At 69.6% G+C, this 16,428-nt stretch carries 13 protein-coding genes and 1 tRNA gene; 3 read left to right on the forward strand and 11 right to left on the reverse strand.

Annotation, left to right across the window (positions count from 1 at the left end):
- Positions 1 to 28: 28 nt before the first annotated feature.
- The 9 genes from WME83_RS15030 to WME83_RS15070 all read right to left on the reverse strand — a co-directional run bounded on the left by WME83_RS15030 (position 29) and on the right by WME83_RS15070 (position 10,462).
- Positions 29 to 1,357 carry a beta-ketoacyl-[acyl-carrier-protein] synthase family protein gene (locus tag WME83_RS15030; protein ID WP_437319973.1) on the reverse strand — a complete coding sequence of 443 codons (1,329 nt, stop codon included), beginning with the start codon at positions 1,355 to 1,357 and terminating at the stop codon, positions 29 to 31.
- 59 nt (positions 1,358 to 1,416) lie between these two features.
- Entirely contained in the window at positions 1,417 to 2,295 is an 879-nt protein-coding gene (locus WME83_RS15035) for an acyl-ACP desaturase (RefSeq protein ID WP_437319974.1), read from the reverse strand.
- The gene (locus WME83_RS15040) at positions 2,292 to 2,543 is read right to left on the reverse strand and encodes an acyl carrier protein (protein WP_020734986.1); all 252 of its coding nucleotides are present in this window, start codon (positions 2,541 to 2,543) and stop codon (positions 2,292 to 2,294) included. The genes WME83_RS15035 and WME83_RS15040 overlap by 4 nt, the downstream gene beginning before the upstream one ends.
- A gap of 3 nt (positions 2,544 to 2,546) precedes the next feature.
- Positions 2,547 to 3,431, reverse strand: coding sequence for a class I SAM-dependent methyltransferase (locus WME83_RS15045; RefSeq protein WP_437319975.1), 885 nt, complete (start codon positions 3,429 to 3,431; stop codon positions 2,547 to 2,549).
- The gene (locus tag WME83_RS15050) at positions 3,418 to 5,223 is read right to left on the reverse strand and encodes a fatty acyl-AMP ligase (protein ID WP_437319976.1); all 1,806 of its coding nucleotides are present in this window, start codon (positions 5,221 to 5,223) and stop codon (positions 3,418 to 3,420) included. Before WME83_RS15050 ends, WME83_RS15045 begins: the two co-directional genes overlap by 14 nt.
- Before the next feature lie 342 nt (positions 5,224 to 5,565).
- A complete protein-coding gene (locus WME83_RS15055) occupies positions 5,566 to 6,663 on the reverse strand; it encodes a DUF4340 domain-containing protein (RefSeq protein ID WP_437319977.1) in 1,098 nt (365 codons plus the stop codon).
- Between the two features lie 27 nt (positions 6,664 to 6,690).
- Entirely contained in the window at positions 6,691 to 8,532 is a 1,842-nt protein-coding gene (locus WME83_RS15060) for a GldG family protein (RefSeq protein ID WP_437319978.1), read from the reverse strand.
- Between the two features lie 8 nt (positions 8,533 to 8,540).
- Positions 8,541 to 9,275 carry an ABC transporter permease gene (locus tag WME83_RS15065; protein WP_437319979.1) on the reverse strand — a complete coding sequence of 245 codons (735 nt, stop codon included), beginning with the start codon at positions 9,273 to 9,275 and terminating at the stop codon, positions 8,541 to 8,543.
- Positions 9,276 to 9,280: 5 nt separating this feature from the next.
- Positions 9,281 to 10,462: an ATP-binding cassette domain-containing protein gene (locus WME83_RS15070; protein ID WP_437319980.1), complete on the reverse strand. Its 1,182-nt coding sequence runs from the start codon at positions 10,460 to 10,462 to the stop codon at positions 9,281 to 9,283.
- Positions 10,463 to 10,844: 382 nt separating this feature from the next.
- Here WME83_RS15070 and WME83_RS15075 point away from each other — a divergent pair, with 382 nt between their 5' ends.
- Entirely contained in the window at positions 10,845 to 12,092 is a 1,248-nt protein-coding gene (locus WME83_RS15075; RefSeq protein WP_020734993.1) for an aspartate kinase, read from the forward strand.
- Between the two features lie 146 nt (positions 12,093 to 12,238).
- Complete coding sequence (locus WME83_RS15080; protein ID WP_437319981.1) at positions 12,239 to 13,474, forward strand: hypothetical protein; 1,236 nt, start codon at positions 12,239 to 12,241, stop codon at positions 13,472 to 13,474.
- A gap of 69 nt (positions 13,475 to 13,543) precedes the next feature.
- Here WME83_RS15080 and WME83_RS15085 read toward each other — a convergent pair whose 3' ends face one another.
- Together WME83_RS15085 and WME83_RS15090 are read right to left on the reverse strand one after the other, a co-directional pair.
- On the reverse strand, positions 13,544 to 15,139 hold the full coding sequence (locus WME83_RS15085) for a TROVE domain-containing protein (protein WP_437319982.1): 1,596 nt from the start codon (positions 15,137 to 15,139) through the stop codon (positions 13,544 to 13,546).
- A 132-nt stretch (positions 15,140 to 15,271) separates the two neighbouring features.
- Positions 15,272 to 15,405: transfer RNA gene (locus WME83_RS15090), tRNA-Arg, on the reverse strand.
- A gap of 238 nt (positions 15,406 to 15,643) precedes the next feature.
- Here WME83_RS15090 and WME83_RS15095 point away from each other — a divergent pair.
- Positions 15,644 to 16,405 carry a hypothetical protein gene (locus WME83_RS15095; protein ID WP_437319983.1) on the forward strand — a complete coding sequence of 254 codons (762 nt, stop codon included), beginning with the start codon at positions 15,644 to 15,646 and terminating at the stop codon, positions 16,403 to 16,405.
- Positions 16,406 to 16,428: the final 23 nt, after the last annotated feature.

Below are 16,428 nucleotides of genomic sequence, written 5' to 3' on the forward strand. Positions count from 1 at the left end.
GGTCGGCCGCGGACCCAGCCGCGCCGGGCTACGCCCGCTCCAGCACGAGCGCGCAGTTGTGCCCGCCGAAGCCCGCCGAGCACTTTACCGCGTGACGCAGGTCGACCGAGCGGCGCTCGCGCACGATGTCGAGGGAGCACTCCGGATCGAGCTCATCCACGTTGATCGACGGGTGCAGCAGCTGATCGCGCAGCGAGCACACGACCGCGATCGTCTCCACGGCGCCGGCGCCGCCGAGCAGGTGCCCGATCATCGACTTTGTCGCCGAGATCGGGATGCGCGGGAGGCGCTCGCCGAAGACGCGCCGGAGGGCGAGCACCTCGGCGGCGTCGCCCTGCGGCGTCGAGGTCGCGTGCGGGTTGATGTACCCGATCGCCGCCGGCGCGACGCCCGCCCTGGCGAGCGCGCGCTCCAGCGAGAGCGCGAGCCCGAGCCCCTCCGAGTGCGGCCGCGTGAGGTGCTCGGCGTCCGTGGTCATCCCGAAGCCGGCCACGACGGCGAGCGGCCTCGCGCCGCGCGCCAGCGCGTGCTGCTCCTCCTCGAGCACGAGCGCGCCCGCGCCCTCGCCCATCACGAAGCCCTGGCGCCGCCGGTCGAACGGGCGGCTCGCGCGCGTCGGGTCGCCGTCGACCGCCTTGGCGAGCGCCTTCGCGTTGCCGAACCCCGCGACGGTGTTGAGCCGCGTCGCCGCCTCGGCGCCCCCCGCGACCATCACGTCGGCCTCCCCCGCCTCGATCAGCAGGGCCGAGGTCGCGATCGAGTGCGTGCCCGTCGCGCACGCGCTCGCGAGGTTGTACGACGGCCCCATGAGCCCGTAGCGCATGGCGATGAGCGCCGCCGCGCCGTTCGGCATGACGCCCGGGATGAAGTAGGGCGACACGGCCCGCGGGCCGCGCGCCGCGCTCCTCGCGATCTGCTCCTCGAAGATCTCGACGGAGCCCATCCCGGTCGACATCAGACACCCGACGCGGGTCCGGTCGAGGCCTCCGTCGCCCGGCGCCGCGGAGCCCGGCGGCGCCGCGCCCGTCGCGCGCGCCGCGCCCTCCGTCGCCTCGTCGCCCGCCGCGGGGGCGCGCTGGAGCGGCGCGATGCCCGCCTCGCGCAGCGCCTCCACCGCGGCCGCGAGGCTCAGGTGGGTCACCCGGCCGTAGATGTCCGCCTCCTTGGGCGACAGGTACTTCCCGACGTCGAACCCCTTCACGCTGGCGGCGATGTCGCTGCGGAGCTTGTCGACGGGGAAATCGCGGATGTAGTCCACGCCGGATCGGCCGGCGAGGAGGTTCTGCCAGGTGGTCGCGACGTCGTTGCCCAGCGGGCAAACGGCGCCGATCCCGGTCACGACGACGCGCCTTCGCATCGGACTGCTCGTGCTCGCTTCAGGAAAGGGGGAAGGGGTTCAGGGAGGGGCCGACGCGCTCAGGCGGACAGCGCCTGCGGGGCGGCGTCGTTCAGGTTGGGGGCGATCGCGAGGGCCTCGATCGACGTGTCGCGGCGGCGCTCTCCGCCGCGGCGCAGATCGAGCGCGGCGCGCTGGGCCGCGAGCATCTCGTGCCGGCCCACCCCGAGGTACTTGAGGATCGGCATGTAGACCTTCTGGATGAACACGTTCCGATCGACGCCCGCCTCGCGCATCTTCAGGATGCGCGAGTCGTAGTCGGGGACGATCCCGACGCCCGGCATCTCGAAGTTCGCGAACACGTGCGCCATGTCGGCGAGCGTGCCCTCCCGGTCCTCCTCGAGCAGCACCTTGATGACGCTCTGGTAGAAGCGGCAGTGGGCGATCTCGTCGCGGGCGATGTAGTCGTAGATCGTCCGCAGGCACTCGTCGCCCTCCGACGCCGCCCGCTCCCGGTGCTTCACGTAGATGACGAACGTCGCCATCTCCTGCACGCAGCCGTAGAACGTCATCTGCCGCGGCGTGTGGAACGGGAGGTCCCACTTCTTCGCGAAGATCTGGTGCTGCAGATCGGTGAGCTGCTCCTCGGTGCGCTTGCCGGACCTGAGGAGGTACTGCATCAGCGTGAGCGAGTGCTTCGACTCCTCGTAGGCCCAGTTCGCCTGGAACCACGCCTGGCCGAAGTAGCTGCGCACGAGGTTGATGCCGTTCGACACGTAGTCGGGCAGGTACATCTCGACGGAGCAGAACGTCTCCGCGCAGAGCGCGAGCTCCTCGCTCGCCTCCCGGTTCACGCGGTCCCAGGGGATGTCCTCGAAGACGTTCCAGCGGCGCTCGCGCTCCGCCTTCTCGAAGAACGTCATGTACTCCCGGAAGATCTTCTCCTCGAGCCGGCTCATGCGCCCGCCTCCAGCCGCTCCCCGACCTTCTTGCAGAGGTCGCCCACGGTGATGAGCTCGACCAGATCCTCGTCCGGAATCATGATCCCGAGCTCGGTCTCCATCTCTCCGACGATCTGCATCATCGAGAGCGAGTCGATGCCGAGCTCCGTGATCACCGACGCCGCGGTGACGTTGGGGAACTCGCGCTTGTCCACGCGGGCGGCAACCGTCTTGAACATCTCGAGCAGATTGGTCTTGTCCGTCATGGTTCAGTCGATCCTGCGAAGCTCGTATTGAGCGAGGGAGCTGTAGTGCTTGTCGAACGCGTTCACGCACGTCGACAGGTAACGATCGTAGTCGTCGAAGACTTTGTCCCCCCACGTCGACCGGATGGTCTTCTCGTTCAGCCTGAGCCGGCGGAGCCACTCCGCGGTGGTGCGCTGGTAGTGCTCGCGCCGCGTGTTCACCTGCATCACCTCCCAGTAGGGGTTCGCCGCCTGGATGATGTCCTCGAGCCGCGGGTTCAAGCCGCCGGGGAAGATCTCCTTGGTGACGAAGTAGATGTCCTCCAGCTCCTTCTTCGTACCGGCCGGGAGCCCGCCCCAGGGCGTCATCCGCGGCGTCCGGTTGCGGAGGATCGTCTGGAGGCCGAACCAGGCGCCCTTGTTCGTGAGCTCCCAGGCCTTCTTGAAGTACGCCCGGTAGATGTCGATCGCCTTGCCCTGGCGCGCCTCCTCCGGCGAGCACAGGTGGTCGATCATGCAGATCGAGATCAGGCTGTCGAACCGCTCGGGCGTCGCGAAGGTCCGGAAATCGCCGCCGATCACCTCGACGCCGGGGATCTTGCGGGCGTTCACCTCCGCGGCCTGCGCGGTGGACAGGGTGACGCCGACCGCGCGCTTCACGCCGCGCGCCGTGGCCACGTACTCGAGGGCCGCGCCCCACCCGCAGCCGATGTCGAGGACCTTCTTCTCGGGCGCCACCTTGGCGAAGTCCGAGAGGATCCGGAGCTTGTTCAGCTGCGCGGCCTCGAGCGACTGCTCGGGGGACTCGTAGACGGCGCAGGTGTAGTTCATGCGCTCGTCGAGCCACAGCCTGAAGAACTCGTTCGAGACGTCGTAGCTGACCTCGACCTCGGCCTTACTGGATCCCATCGATGACTCCTTCGACACGTGCCGGGGCGCCGCCCGCGCGGCCCCCTTCGGTTCGAGCCGCCGCTCCGCTCGCGCGGACCGCGTCGGCTTGGGGGGAGGGCGTGACGCCCTCGTCAACGTCCGAGGCGACCTCGAGCTCGCCGGCCTCGAAGCGCCGCTTCATCTCGCGGCGCCGCACCTTGCCGCTCGACGTCTTGGCCAGCGTCCCCCGCTTGATGAGCGCGACCTCGGACAGCTGGACGCCGAGCTGGGCGCGCACCGCCTGGAGGATCGCCTGCGCCACGCCGGCCACGCTGCGCTTGACCTCGGCGACGACGACCGCGCGCTCGGCCCCCGATGCGGTGAGGCACGAGAACGCGACGCAGTGGCCCTCGCGCACCCCCTCCACGGAGGAGGCGACGCGCTCGATGTCCTGGGGGAAATAGTTCTTGCCGCCGAGGATGATGAGATCCTTCGAGCGGCCGCAGAGGTACACCTCGCCGGCGACGGTATAGCCGAGATCGCCCGTCCGCAGCCAGCCCCCTCCGAACGCGGCCTTGGTCGCCTCCGGCTCGTTGAAGTACCCGGCGGCGACGCTCGGGCCGCGCACCCAGATCTCGCCCACCTCGCGCTCGCCGAGCGGCGCGCCGTCGGGCCCCGCGATGATGAGCTCGTGGCAGGGGAGGGGACGGCCGCAGGAGACGAGCTCCAGCGACGCGCCGCCGTTCGCGGGCCGCGCCTTGCCGGACTGCATCGCCTTCGCGTCCACCCGGTCGGTGGTGAGCCGGGCCGCGAGGTCGCTGAAGGTGATCGCCAGCGTGGCCTCGGCCATGCCGTACGACGGCAGGATGCTCTCCGGGCGGAGACCCTGCTTGCCGAAGCGATCGAGGAAGGCGCGGAGCACGTCGGCCTGGATCGGCTCGGCCCCGCACCCGAGCGCGCGCAGGCAGGAGAGATCCCACTGGCCCGCCTGCGCCTCGGTGACGGCGCGCGTCGCCAGGGCGAAGGCGAAGTTCGGGGCGAACGTGATCGTGCCGCGGAACCTGTGGATCGCGTCGAGCCAGAGCGAGGGGCGGCGGATGAACGCCGTCGTCGGCAGGAACAACACCGGCACGAGCGCGTAGAGCGGCGCGATGACGAAGCCGATGAGCCCCATGTCGTGGTAGAGCGGCAGCCAGCTGACCCCGCGATCTTCCGGGGTGGAGCGCAGCCCGTCGAACATGATCGCGTGGCTGTTCACCGTCAGGTTGCGGTGGGTCACCATCACGCCCTTGGGCCGCGAGGTGCTCCCCGACGTGAACTGCAGGAACGCGAGGTCGTCGAGGGACACCCGCCACGGCTCCGCCGCGTCCGACGCGTCGAACCCCTCGGGGTCGCGCAGCTCGCGCTCCAGGACGACGCGCAGGGCCGCCGGACCCTCGCCGCTCGCGGCGAGGTGGGCGTCGATCATCTCCTTGAGCGGCTCGTTCGTGACGAGCACGCGCGCGCCGGAGGCGGCGAGGATGTGCTGCACCGTCTCGCTGTACGCCTCGAGCTTGGCCAGCGACTGCGGCGGATACATCGGGACCGCGACGATGCCGGCCGTGAGCGCGCCCACGAAGGTCAGGACGAACTCGTCGGCCTCGGCGAGGATCAGGGCGACGCGGTCGCCCTTCTTGAGCCCGAGCTTGCGCAGCGCGTGGGCCCTGCGCCGCGCCTCGAGCCAGAGCTCGGCGTAGCTGACCGACCGCTCCTCTCCGGAGCTGCGCATGAACGTGATCGCTCGGTCGGCGTGCACCGAATTTTGCTGGAGAACTTCGACGAACGTTCGCATGGCTCTCTGCTGACTCAGACCGGTCGGACGTAGGTGTCCGTCCGACAAGGACACCCGGGGCCTGAGTGAGCGCAGCCATAAGCGAAATCCGGGCCAGGGCAAACAGAAAACAATGGAATCCTGGTTTGGGCCTGATTCCACGATGCGAGCTCATGAATTCGTCTGATCGTGGCGTCCCGGGTGACGAAAATCCGTGCGCAGAGTGCGTCGAATATTCGTCACATCGGCCCCGGCGTGCGAACCGGGTTTCGCGCGTCGCACGCGGCCGCCCGCTTCGGCGCACAAAAAACGAAGAGGCGCCGGTTGCCCGGCGCCTCCCGATCGACCGCGCGATGTCGCCGGCTACTCGCCGTCGTCCATGCCCGGCATGCCCGGCATGCCCATGTGGCCCGCGGCCTCGTCTTCATGAGGGTCCGCGGGCTTCTCGTCCTTCTTCTCGCTCTTCTCGAACCGCTTCTGGTCCGCGAGCGCCCAGTCGGCCGACCACGACGACAGCACGTAGATCGTGCCGTCGCCGCCTTCCTTGACGGCGTAGCGGCTCTGGCCCTTCGCGGTCTTGCCCACCTTGATGGTGTGGTCGCCCGCGTTGTCCTTGAGCTTGATCGTGACGATGCCGCCGTTCGTGGTCGGCGCGTCGAGCCCGGTGTCGGCGTCCGACTTGCCGTCGCCGAAGTCCTCCGCGCCGAGGCCCTTGAAGGCGCGGAGCAGGTCCTTCACCTTCGCCTCGTCGAACTTCTCCCACTTCGCGGAGGCCGCGCCGATCTTGCCGCTCTTGTCGCGGGGCGCGAACGTGCCGGCCCACTTGTCGCCGTTCTTCGAGAAGCTGAACAGGCCGTTCTTGTTCTCGATCGAGGCCTGGACCACGTTCTCGTCCTCGAACTTGAGGATCGAGTTCTCGCGCCAGTTCTTCGGCTCCCGCGTGTAGAGGTAGCTCGAGTAGCCGCCCGCGATGTAGACGCCGTCCTTGCCTTCGACGCGCGACATCTGCCCGCGCGACCCGCTCTTGCCGAAGTACATGTCGAGCGCCTTCTCGTCGCCCTTGTACGCGACCACGTGGACGGCCTTCTCGTCCGTGAGCTCGTACTGGCCGTAGGTGCCGCTCGTCCTGTCGATCACCTCCTTCAGCTTGAGCTCCTTCAGGTTGTCGAGCAGGCTCCGCACGTTCGCCGCGTTCGCCTTGGCGTTCACGGGCTTCGTGACCTCCCACGTGTCGCCCTTCTTCTCGAGCGTCACGTCGGACTTGTCGGCGTTCTTGATCGAGATCTTCGTGATCTTCTCGACGTCGTCCTTCGAGACCCCGACGCTCGGCAAGTCCGCCGTCGCGGCGGTCGCCGAGTGAGCGGCGAGCTGGTCCTTCTGCCGCTTCTGCGTGAGGAACACGCCGACGCCGAGGAGCGCGAGGACGACGAGGGCGATGTAGATTTTGTGCTCGGTCTTCATGGCTCTTTCACCCCTTGGGGCTCTGGCTCAGTCGAGCGTGATGTTCTCGCGGGCGCTCTCGCGCCGCCGCCACCGGACGATGCCGAACGCCGCGAAGAGGACGGCCGGCAGGAGCGTGAGCGTCCACTGCACGCGCTGCTGCACGGTCTTGCGCTCCGCCCGGTACTCCTCGGCCTTCTTGGCCAGCGTGGCCTCGTCGTCCGTGGCCTCCTGCTTCGGCTTCTCGATGTCCGCGTAGGTCAGGTTGGTCTCGCCGAACATCTTCGCCGTCGCCGCGAGCAGCGTGCTGTCGCCCGCCATCCAGTCGAGGGTGTTCTTGAACGCCAGGATGGTGGCGGTCAGGTACTTCTGCGCGTAGGGCTGCGAGAGCATCAGGAGGTCCTCGTCGCCGCCCATCCCGCCCATCATCGCCATCTGCGGCGGCATGGGGGGCGGGTTGCCGGAGCGGGCGAACGGGTTCGCGAGGAACTGCGACGCCGAGAGCACGAGGATCCGGCTCGGGGTCGCGCTCTCCGCGGGCGCGGTGATCCCGAGCCCCTCCTGGCCGCCGAAGGCGCTCTTGAGCTTGCCCTCGATCGTCACGCCGATCGCGCGCTGCGCGTACTCGCCCTTCGGCTTCCAGTCGGCCGAGAACTTCATGTCGATGGTCTCGGACGTGTCGACCGTGGTCTTCGGGGTGGAGCGCGCGACGACCTTCATCGTCGCCTCGGGCTGCTTCTCCGGGTGCGGCACGAGGGTCGAGGGGAAGGGGAAGGCGAGCTCGGGGAGGCGGAAGAAGCCGGGGAACGACGAGTCGAGGATCTGCTCGTTCTCGTCGAAGCGGCTGTCCTCCTGGAGCTGGAGGATGCCCGGCGCGCGGAACCACATGAGCTGGCCCGACTGCGACTGGACCGGGATGGCCATCGAGCGGCTCCAGTCGAGGATCGCCTCCTTCTTCATCTCGACGCCGTAGCCGTCGAGCAGCTTCTCGAGGCCCCAGGTGTTGAGCGTCGCCTTCATCGACGGGTCGGACGCCTTGAGGTTCACCGCGCCGGCGAACACGGCGAGCGACTTGTCGCCGAGCATCAGGAACTGGTCGATGCGGCGCAGCTCCTTCTCGGTGAACTCCTTGCCCGGCTGCGTGATGACGAGGCCGGAGAGCTCCTTGTTGATCTCGGCGTCGCCGCCCTTCAGGTCGACGTCCTCGAACTTGTAGAACGGGAAGTGGTGCTCGAGCAGCGCCCGCATCGACGGGCCGCCCCGGCCGCCCTGCGAGGCGACGAGGTTCGGGTCGGTGAGCTTGATCTCGTCCTTGCCGGTCACGACGCCGATCTTCGTGTCGATGCCGTCCGCCTTGTCGCGGATCTCCCGGATGGTGTTCGTGATCCAGAACTCGAGGCCCTGCCCCTGATCGGGCGAGAGCATCGGGATCGCCTCCTTCTCGCTGCCGTACTTGAAGGCGATGCCCATGAACCCGCGGGTGATCGTCGCCTGGTCCTGGCCGGTCTCGCTCCCCTCGCCGAACGCGGCCTCCTGCAGGCCCGCCTCCTTGGCGGCGGCGCGCTGCTCGTCCGTCTTCGGCTCGATGATCGCGTAGTGGAGCCTGCCGTTCGAGGCCTGCTCGTACTCGTTCATCAGGTCGGTGAGGTCCTGGATGAACGCCTCGTGCTTCGGGAGACCCCGGGTGACGTAGACGTCAATCTGGAGATCCTGCTTGAGCCCCTCGCGGACGAGGTGGGCCGAGCCCTTCGAGAGGGTGAACCTCTCGGTCTTCGTCATGTCGAAGCGCTTGTAAACGCCGTGCGAGATGACGTTGGCCACCACGAGGATGGCGGCGACGATGGCCAGATAGACGCCTGTCTGCGTCGCGGCTTTGGCTTTGCGTTCCATGGTAATCCTTACGCCCACTTCCTGCGCTCAAGCGCCCTGAACGCGGCCATGAGGCAGCCTGCGGTGATCGAGAGGAAGAAGACGATGTCTCGGGTGGACACCATGCCGCGCGCGAACGGCGTGAGGCGGGTGTCGAAGCTGATGAAGGAGAGGACGTCGCGGAAGACCGACGGGGCGTAGTCGGCGAGGTTGTCCACGCCGTGCAGGAACCCGAGCAGCAGGAAGGTGATGAAGAAGGCGATCACCTGGCTCTCGGTCAGCGACGAGATGAGGAGGCCGATCGAGACCGCCGCCGCGCTGTAGAGCACGAGCCCGATGTAGCCCGCGATCACCGGCCCGCTGTCGAGCGCGCCGAGGTGCCAGGGCCACGTGAACATCAGGATCGGGTAGAGGATGGTCGAGAAGACCAGCACGAGGACGAGCCCCCACGCCCCGAGGAACTTGCCGAGGACGACCTCGTGGTCCTGCACGGGCAGGGTGATCAGCATCTCGAGCGTGCCGCTCCGCTTCTCCTCGGCGAGGAGCCGCATCGTGATGACGGGGATGATGAGGAAGGAGAGCCCGATCGGCGCCCACGAGAACAGCTGCACGAGCGAGGCGCGGTCCGCCTGCCAGAAGCCGCCGTTCATGAAGAAGAAAGTGACGCCGAGCGCGATCAGCCCGAAGCAGATCACGACATAGGCCAGGGGGGAATCGAAGTTGGAGCGGAACTCCCGCTTCGCGATGGTCAGGGTGGTGCTCATGCCGTTCAGCCCTTCTTCTTGGCCGGCGCTTCGTCGTCCGCGCCTTCGTCCTCGTCGCCGGCGCTCTTCGCCTCGTCGCCGGCGCTGTCCTCGTCCTCGTCCTCGTCCTCGTCCTCGTCGTCCGCGGCGCCCGCCTCGTCCTCGTCGTCGAGGTCGTCGGTGATCAGCCGGCGGCCGCGGTCCTTGCGCTCGTCGCCGCGCGTGAGCGCCTTGAACACGTCCTCGAGGCTCTGCGAGTCGCGGCGCATCTCGAGGAGGAGCCAGCCCTTCTGCACGATGAGCTGGAAGAGCTCGGGCCGGATGTCGCCGCCGAGCGCGCCGAGGAGCTGGAAGCTGTGGGCGCTGTCGTCGGTCGGCAGCTCGGTGACGCTGGTGACGCCGGGCAACCCGGCGAGCGCCTCCTGGACCTCCTGGGCGGTCGGCGGCTTGCGCGCGCCCGACCGGTAGCCGTCGCCGCCCTCGAAGACCTTCTTCTCGTGGACGGTGACGACGTAGCGGACCTTGCCGCTCTTCGCGCGGATGTCGTCGAGGGGGCCGTCGGCGACGACGCGCCCCTTGGAGACGATGATGGCGCGGGCACAGGCGGCCTCGACCTCGGAGAGGTTGTGGGTGGACAGGAGGATCGTCCGCTCTTTGCCGATCTCCTTGATGTAACGGATGACCTCCGCCTTTTCGTTCGGGTCGAGGTCGCTCGTCGGCTCGTCGAGGATGAGGATCGGCGGGTCGTGGACGAGCGCCTGGCCGAGGCCGACGCGCTGGCGATAGCCGTGGGAGAGGGTGCCGATGTCCTTGCCGAGCACCTGGGCGAGGCCGCACACCTCGACGATCCCCTTCATCCGCTTCTTGAAGACCGACTGGTCGAGCCCGCGCATGTCCGCGACGAACGACAGGTACTCCCACACGTTCATCTCGCCATAGAGCGGGGCGCGCTGGGGTAGGTACCCGAGCTTGCGCCGGACATCGAGCGGCTCGTCGAAGACGTCGTATCCGTGGACCCGCGCCGTCCCGGCCGACGCCGAGATGAAGCAGGTGAGGATGCGCATCGTCGTCGACTTGCCGGCCCCGTTTGGTCCGAGGAAGCCGACGACCTCGCCGCGATGGACCTCGAAGCTCACCTTGTCGAGCGCGCGCAGCGACCCATAGCGCTTGGTCAGCGAGCTCGCCTCGATCATCACATCGCTAGCCAAAATGACCTCCTTACGATGGTTCCTTGAGAAGCGGAGCGCCCTGCTCCGCGGTTCGCCCTTGGCGATCCCCCGCCCCTCACCGGCGACCTCGCCGTCGGGGCCCCCTGGATCGCCCATTACCCAGGCGAAGGGGGCGCCATCGTAGCGGCGGGGGGATCTGTGTCAACAGCGCCGACCCGAAGCGGCTGAGCCGGGGGTTTATTCCCGTCGGCCGGGCCCGCGCGGGGCGCGGTTGTCCGGGGTATCCACGGTTGGCGCGGGTGGGCGGGACGGCGGCGCTCTCCCGGCATGTCCCGGTCGTGCCGTGTTCGTTGGCCTCACGGCCCTGTCAAATTTCCTCTTGACCCGGGCGTCCATGTTGGACTAGTTGGCCACACCTCGCGTGAGCCTCATCGTCCAGAAGTTCGGCGGCACGTCCGTCGGGTCCATCGAGCGCATCCAGCGGGCGGCCGCCCGGGCGCTCGCCACACAGCAGGCCGGCCATGACGTCGTGGTCATCGTGAGCGCGATGGCCGGCGAGACGAACCGGCTGCTCAAGCTGGCGTCGGACATCGCGCCCGTCCCCGACGCGCGCGAGATGGACGCGCTCGCGGCGACCGGCGAGCAGGTCTCGGCGGCGCTGATGGCGATCGCGATCCAGGCGCAGGGCGGCAAGGCGCGGAGCTTCCTCGGCCACCAGCTGAAGATCCTGACGGACAGCGCGTATACGAAGGCGCGGATCAAGGCGATCGACGCCCAGCGGCTGCACGAGGCGCTGGCGGGCGGGAAGATCGCGGTGGTCGCCGGCTTCCAGGGCGTGGACGACGCGGGCAACATCACGACGCTCGGGCGCGGCGGCAGCGACACGAGCGCGGTGGCGATCGCGGCGGCGGTGGGCGCCGAGTGCGAGATCTACACGGACGTCGACGGCGTTTACACGACGGACCCGAACATCTGCAAGACGGCGCGGAAGATCGAGCGGATCAGCTACGAAGAGATGCTGGAGCTCGCCTCGCTGGGCGCGAAGGTCCTTCAGATACGGAGCGTGGAGGTTGCGATGAAGTATGGTGTCCCGGTGCACGTGCGGTCGTCGTTCTCGGACGTGCCGGGCACGTGGGTCGTCGGCGAGGAGCAGTCGCTCGAGAGCGTGACGGTGACGGGCGTGGCCCTCGACCGCAACGAGGCGCGGGTGATGCTCGTCGGCGTCGACGACAAGCCGGGCGTCGTGGCGCAGATCTTCGGCGCGCTGGCCGAGGAGAACATCAGCGTCGACATGATCATCCAGAACGCGCCGAGCTACGGGCTGGAGGCGCGCGGCGCGGCCGGCGAGGTGAAGGCCGACGTGACCTTCACGGTCGGCAAGGCCGATCTCCCGCGGGCCAAGCAGGTGATGGAGAAGATCGCCGGCGGCGTGGGCGCGGTGGGCATCCGCTACGAGGAGGACATCGTGAAGGTGTCCATCGTCGGCCTCGGGATGCGCACGCACGCCGGCGTGGCGGCGCGCATGTTCCAGCTGCTCGCGGCCGAGGGGATCAACATCCAGGCGATCTCCACGAGCGAGATCAAGATCTCGTGCCTGGTCTCGACGAAGTACGCTGAGCTCGCCGTCCGCGCGCTGCACGACGGCTTCGGGCTCGGCGCAAAGGCGTAACGAAACCTGTGCTACGGTCGTAATGCGCTCGCTGTGAGCGGCTTGCCGACAGTGTCGGTGAGGCTGCTCGCAGCGCGTTGCGTTATGGCGTCGCGATCGCTCCGCGAGGGGCGCACGGCGTTGTTTTCGTCGTCGTGGAGGTTCGCATGCGTAGCAGGGATGTTGGGCTGCTGGGGCTAGGCGCGCTCGTGGCGCTCCTCGTGGGCGCCGGCGGGTGTCAGCCCGAGGGGAACAGCGTCGGCGCGCCGGCGGGGCCAGGGGGGCCCGGCGGGACGACCGGCACCGGCGGCAGCGGGGCAGGGACGAGCGCGGGAGACGGCGGCAGCGGGGGCGAGGCGGGGGCAGCCACCACGGGGAGCGCCGGTGGGGGCGGGGGAGGGACGGAGGATCCGCCGCCGGCTCAGGTGGTGACGATCCAGGACGTCACCATGGGCACGGTCGCGTCGGGGATCGTGGAGCTGAGGGGCGTCGTGGCGATGAGCCCGAAGTTCCTTGTGTCCCAGAGCAGCGCGGGCCGCTGTACCTACGGCGTCTATCTCTCCGCGCCGGGGCTCACCGAGACCGCGCCCTACTCCGGAATCCTCGCGGTGGATCGGGGGAACGACGCCACCACCGGGTCCGGCGGGAAGCTGTATTGCGCCAAGCTCGGCGAGGAGCCCGCCGGGGGGGAGATCCCCGACGACGTCATGCCGGGAGACGTCCTCGACGTGGTCGGAGAGACGTCCTATTTCCTGCTGGACTTCTGCGGCGCGGACGCGTGCGGCGATCTCCAGTGCGACGAGGAGGAGCGCGCATGTCACGACGACGAGACGGCGTGCGAGGCCGACGAGCACCAGTGCTGGGAGGACTGCAGCGCTGATCCCCTGCCGTACGTCGAGAGCAAGACCCGGCAGCGCCAGCTCGCCTATCTCACCAAGATGGAGAAGGTCGGGGACGCGCGGGCGCCCTTGCCCGAGCCGCACGCGCTGACCGAGGAAGAGGTCGCGTCGCTGAGCTCGGCCGCGGACGCGAGCTTTCACGACCGGTGGGGTGGGGTGAAGGTCCGGCTCCGCAACGCGGCGGCGGTGCCCTGGTCGCAGGGGACCGTGGTGAATTACGGCAACATCGTCGCGGACACCGATCCTGGGGAGGGCGTCGCGAAGCTCCAGATCGGCAACGACATCTACTACCGCGGGTACGCGCCCCTGGACGACGCGTGCCACAAGGGGCCGGTCTTCGCGGACGCGGCGACGACCTGGCAGCAGATCGATGGATTCAGCTCGCTGGACGGGTGTCTCTGGACCTTGCAGGTCGTCGACCCGTGCGCCGATTTCCTCCCGGCCAGCGGCATGTGCGGCGCGAGGACGAGCTGCTCCTCGGAGCCGCAGCCGGGCTCGGAGTGACGGCATGACGGCGCTGCCCCCGCGCGTCGCCGCGGCGACGCGCGGGGGCGCCTCGTCCGGCGCGCGCCGCTACGCCTGCGCCATCGCGGCGGCGAAGCGCAGGAGCCCCTCGCCCCAGCCGCCGAGGATGTACGTGCGATCGTAGAACTCGGGCACCAGGGTGTCCTGGTAGCCGGCGACCTGCACCAGGAACACGCGCACGTCGCGGTGCACGCGCGCGCGGTACGCCGCGACGAGCTTGGCCACGTCGATGTAGTGCCCGTTCCAGGCGAAGTCCGCGTAGTCCTTCGGGCGCGACCCGTAGAGGCCGCCGTGGCCGGCCTGCATGTCGCTCAGCACGAACACCGCATCCCAGCGCTGCCGCTCGCGGATCGCGCGATCCCAGAACAGCCACACGCCGTTCTCGGTCGCCATCCCGATCGTGCGGGCGATCTGCTCCGCGCGGTCGAGCTGCGAGAACACGCTCTCCTGCTTGCGCACCGCGAAGCTCTCGAGCCGGTCGCCGAACACGCCGAGGTGCCCGTCGTCCGCGCGCACCCCGGCCACGACCCCCGTGAGGTTCGCGATGGTGGAGACGCGCATGGTGCCGAGGCTGCTCGTGGTCGTGCCCTGCGCGGATCCGCTGTTGTCGCAGAGGACCATCACCCGGCCGGGGAAGCGCGGCGCCTCGCCGAGCGCGCGGTGCAGGCACTGCTCCACCGCGTCCAGCACGGCGCCCGGCGCGCAGCCCTTCACCGCCTGGTAGGCGCTGTAGTACCGGAAGGGCAGCTGCTTGCCCTCCGCGGCCGTCGCCACGAGCTTCGGCAGGAACGCCTCGGCCGGCACGCCCGCCTCGATGAGGTTACGCAGGTTGCGCAGGAGGGCCATGTGGCCCATGGCCGGCAGCGCCTTGCGCCACGCGCACCGGTTCGAGCCGCGGGCCGAGACGATCGCCTCCCAGGTGCGGCCGGTCGCGCGCAGCGCGCCCTTCGCGAGGCGGTCGACGCTCGGGCTCTTCGGGTGCACGAGGTTCATGACGTCCACGGTCTTGCTCCCCTTGCCCTCGAGCCGGTACTTCGCGAGGGCGTGATCGTCGAAGCGCTGGAGGGCGTCGCGCAGCGCGCGCTTCAGCGCGTTCGGCACCGGCTTGCCGAAGCGGTAGAGCTGGTACGCGAGGGCGACCGCCGGCTCGTCCGCGCGCTTCAGGATGCGCGGCGCGAAGCGGCGCACGAGGCCGGTCCCGCGCACCGCGGCGGCGTTCGCCGCCCGCACCAGGATGACCTGCGGCGTCGTGCGGAGGTGCTCCTCCTCGCGCAGCCGCGCCGCCTCGGCGAGCGTCGCCTCCGGATCGGCCGCGAGCGCCTCGTCGATGGCCTTCTCGATCAGCGCGGCGGGCGAGAGCGCGCGCCACTCGGCCGGATCCACGGCGCCGAGCGTCTCGCGAAGGCGCTTCACGTCCGCGTCGGAGAGGCGCGCGCGGCCCGGGGCCTTCTTCGCGGTCTTCGCCGGGCGCGGGTCCGCCGGATCGCGGTGGTAGTACATGGGCTCGCCGAAGAAGCACGAGGAGGCCGCGAGGCGGAGGCGCTTCAGCGGATCGGCGATGTCGTAGGAGCGCCCGCCCATCCAGTTCAGGTGCGAGACGCCGTCGCGCTGAGCCTTGCGCTTGAGATGCTGAAAGAACGCCATGGGGACACCTCCTTCCTCGACGCACGCGCGGCGAGGGGTCGAGAGAGCGGGCGCAGCGCGGAGAAGGGTGGTCACGGGGTTGTCGTGTCAAAACGAAGGAACCGTGACGCTCACTGCCGCGCTGCGCCCTTGTGCCAGAGACGGGATTCGAACCCGCGACCGCGTCCGTAGGAGGGAAGTAACCCCGGAGCTCACTGCCGTCGCTCATCGCGCCGGAGAACACCGTCCGGAGTTGTTTTCGCGCTCTACCGCTGAGCTACTCTGGCGTGGACGCTGGGGGGTATTGCAGGGAGGATGCCAGGCGGACTCGGGCGGGGTTTTCCCGGGGAAGCCGCGGTAAGCCGCGTGGAACGAGCGCCGGGCACGAGGAGGGCCTATCCCGAGGGATAAAGTCGTAGATACGGGGATAGAGGGGTGAAGCCCACGAAATCCCCTCCCGCCGCTCGCGCGCCTCAGGTAGAGAGCTCTGGCTGGGCTCGCCTGTTGCGCCGTGGAGCTGCCCCTATGTCGGATTCCTACATCTACCAGCGCGATATCGAGGCATACGGCCGCTTCACCGCGTCACAGATCCGGAAGCTCGTCGTGCCGGTCGATGCGGGCTTCCAGCAGGCCCTGCGCGCCGTCGCGACGCGGCTCGACGCCGCGACCGAGGCCTCGCGCAAGGCGATGGTGGAGGCGACCGCGGCGGCGGCGGCGGCCCCGGCGTCCATCGCCGCGAGGCGACGCGAGGCCGGCGCGGTCGCGAGGGGCCGCGACCTGCTGCGCCGCCTCGTCGAGCGCGCCGCGTCTCGGCCAGGTGGGGTCGCGCTCGCCCGCGACATCCTTCAAGGCCAGAGCCTCGCCACGGTGCTCCGCGGCCGCCCCGCGAGGCTCGCCGAGGCGCTGGCGCACGCGGCGGAGGTGCTCGAGCAGCGCAAGCGCCCGCTGCCCGAGCGCGAGGCGTGGTTGGCCGAGCTGGAGCGCTCCCGGGGTGCCCTCGATCCGTTCCTCCGGAGCGTGCGCAGGGCCCGGCTCGCCCGCCGCACGGTGACCCCCGAGATGAAGGCCGCGCGCGCCGAGTGGCTCACCGTCTACGGTGCGGCGAAGCTCCTCGTGGAGTGCGTGCTCCGGCTCCACGGCAAGGTGTCCCTGATGCCGCAGGTCTTCGACGATCTCGCCGGCGCAGGCCGCGCCCCCGGCGAGCCGGCGAGCCCGGCGCAGCGTCCGGCCAGCCCGGCGCGGCGTCCGGCCAGCCCGGCGCGGCGTCCGGCCACCCGCGCCGCGTGAAGCCTCCCGTCCTCGCCAGGGCC

The organism is Sorangium sp. So ce385, from assembly GCF_051474135.1.
GTDB classification, from domain to species: Bacteria; Myxococcota_A; Polyangia; order Polyangiales; family Polyangiaceae; genus Sorangium; species Sorangium cellulosum_D.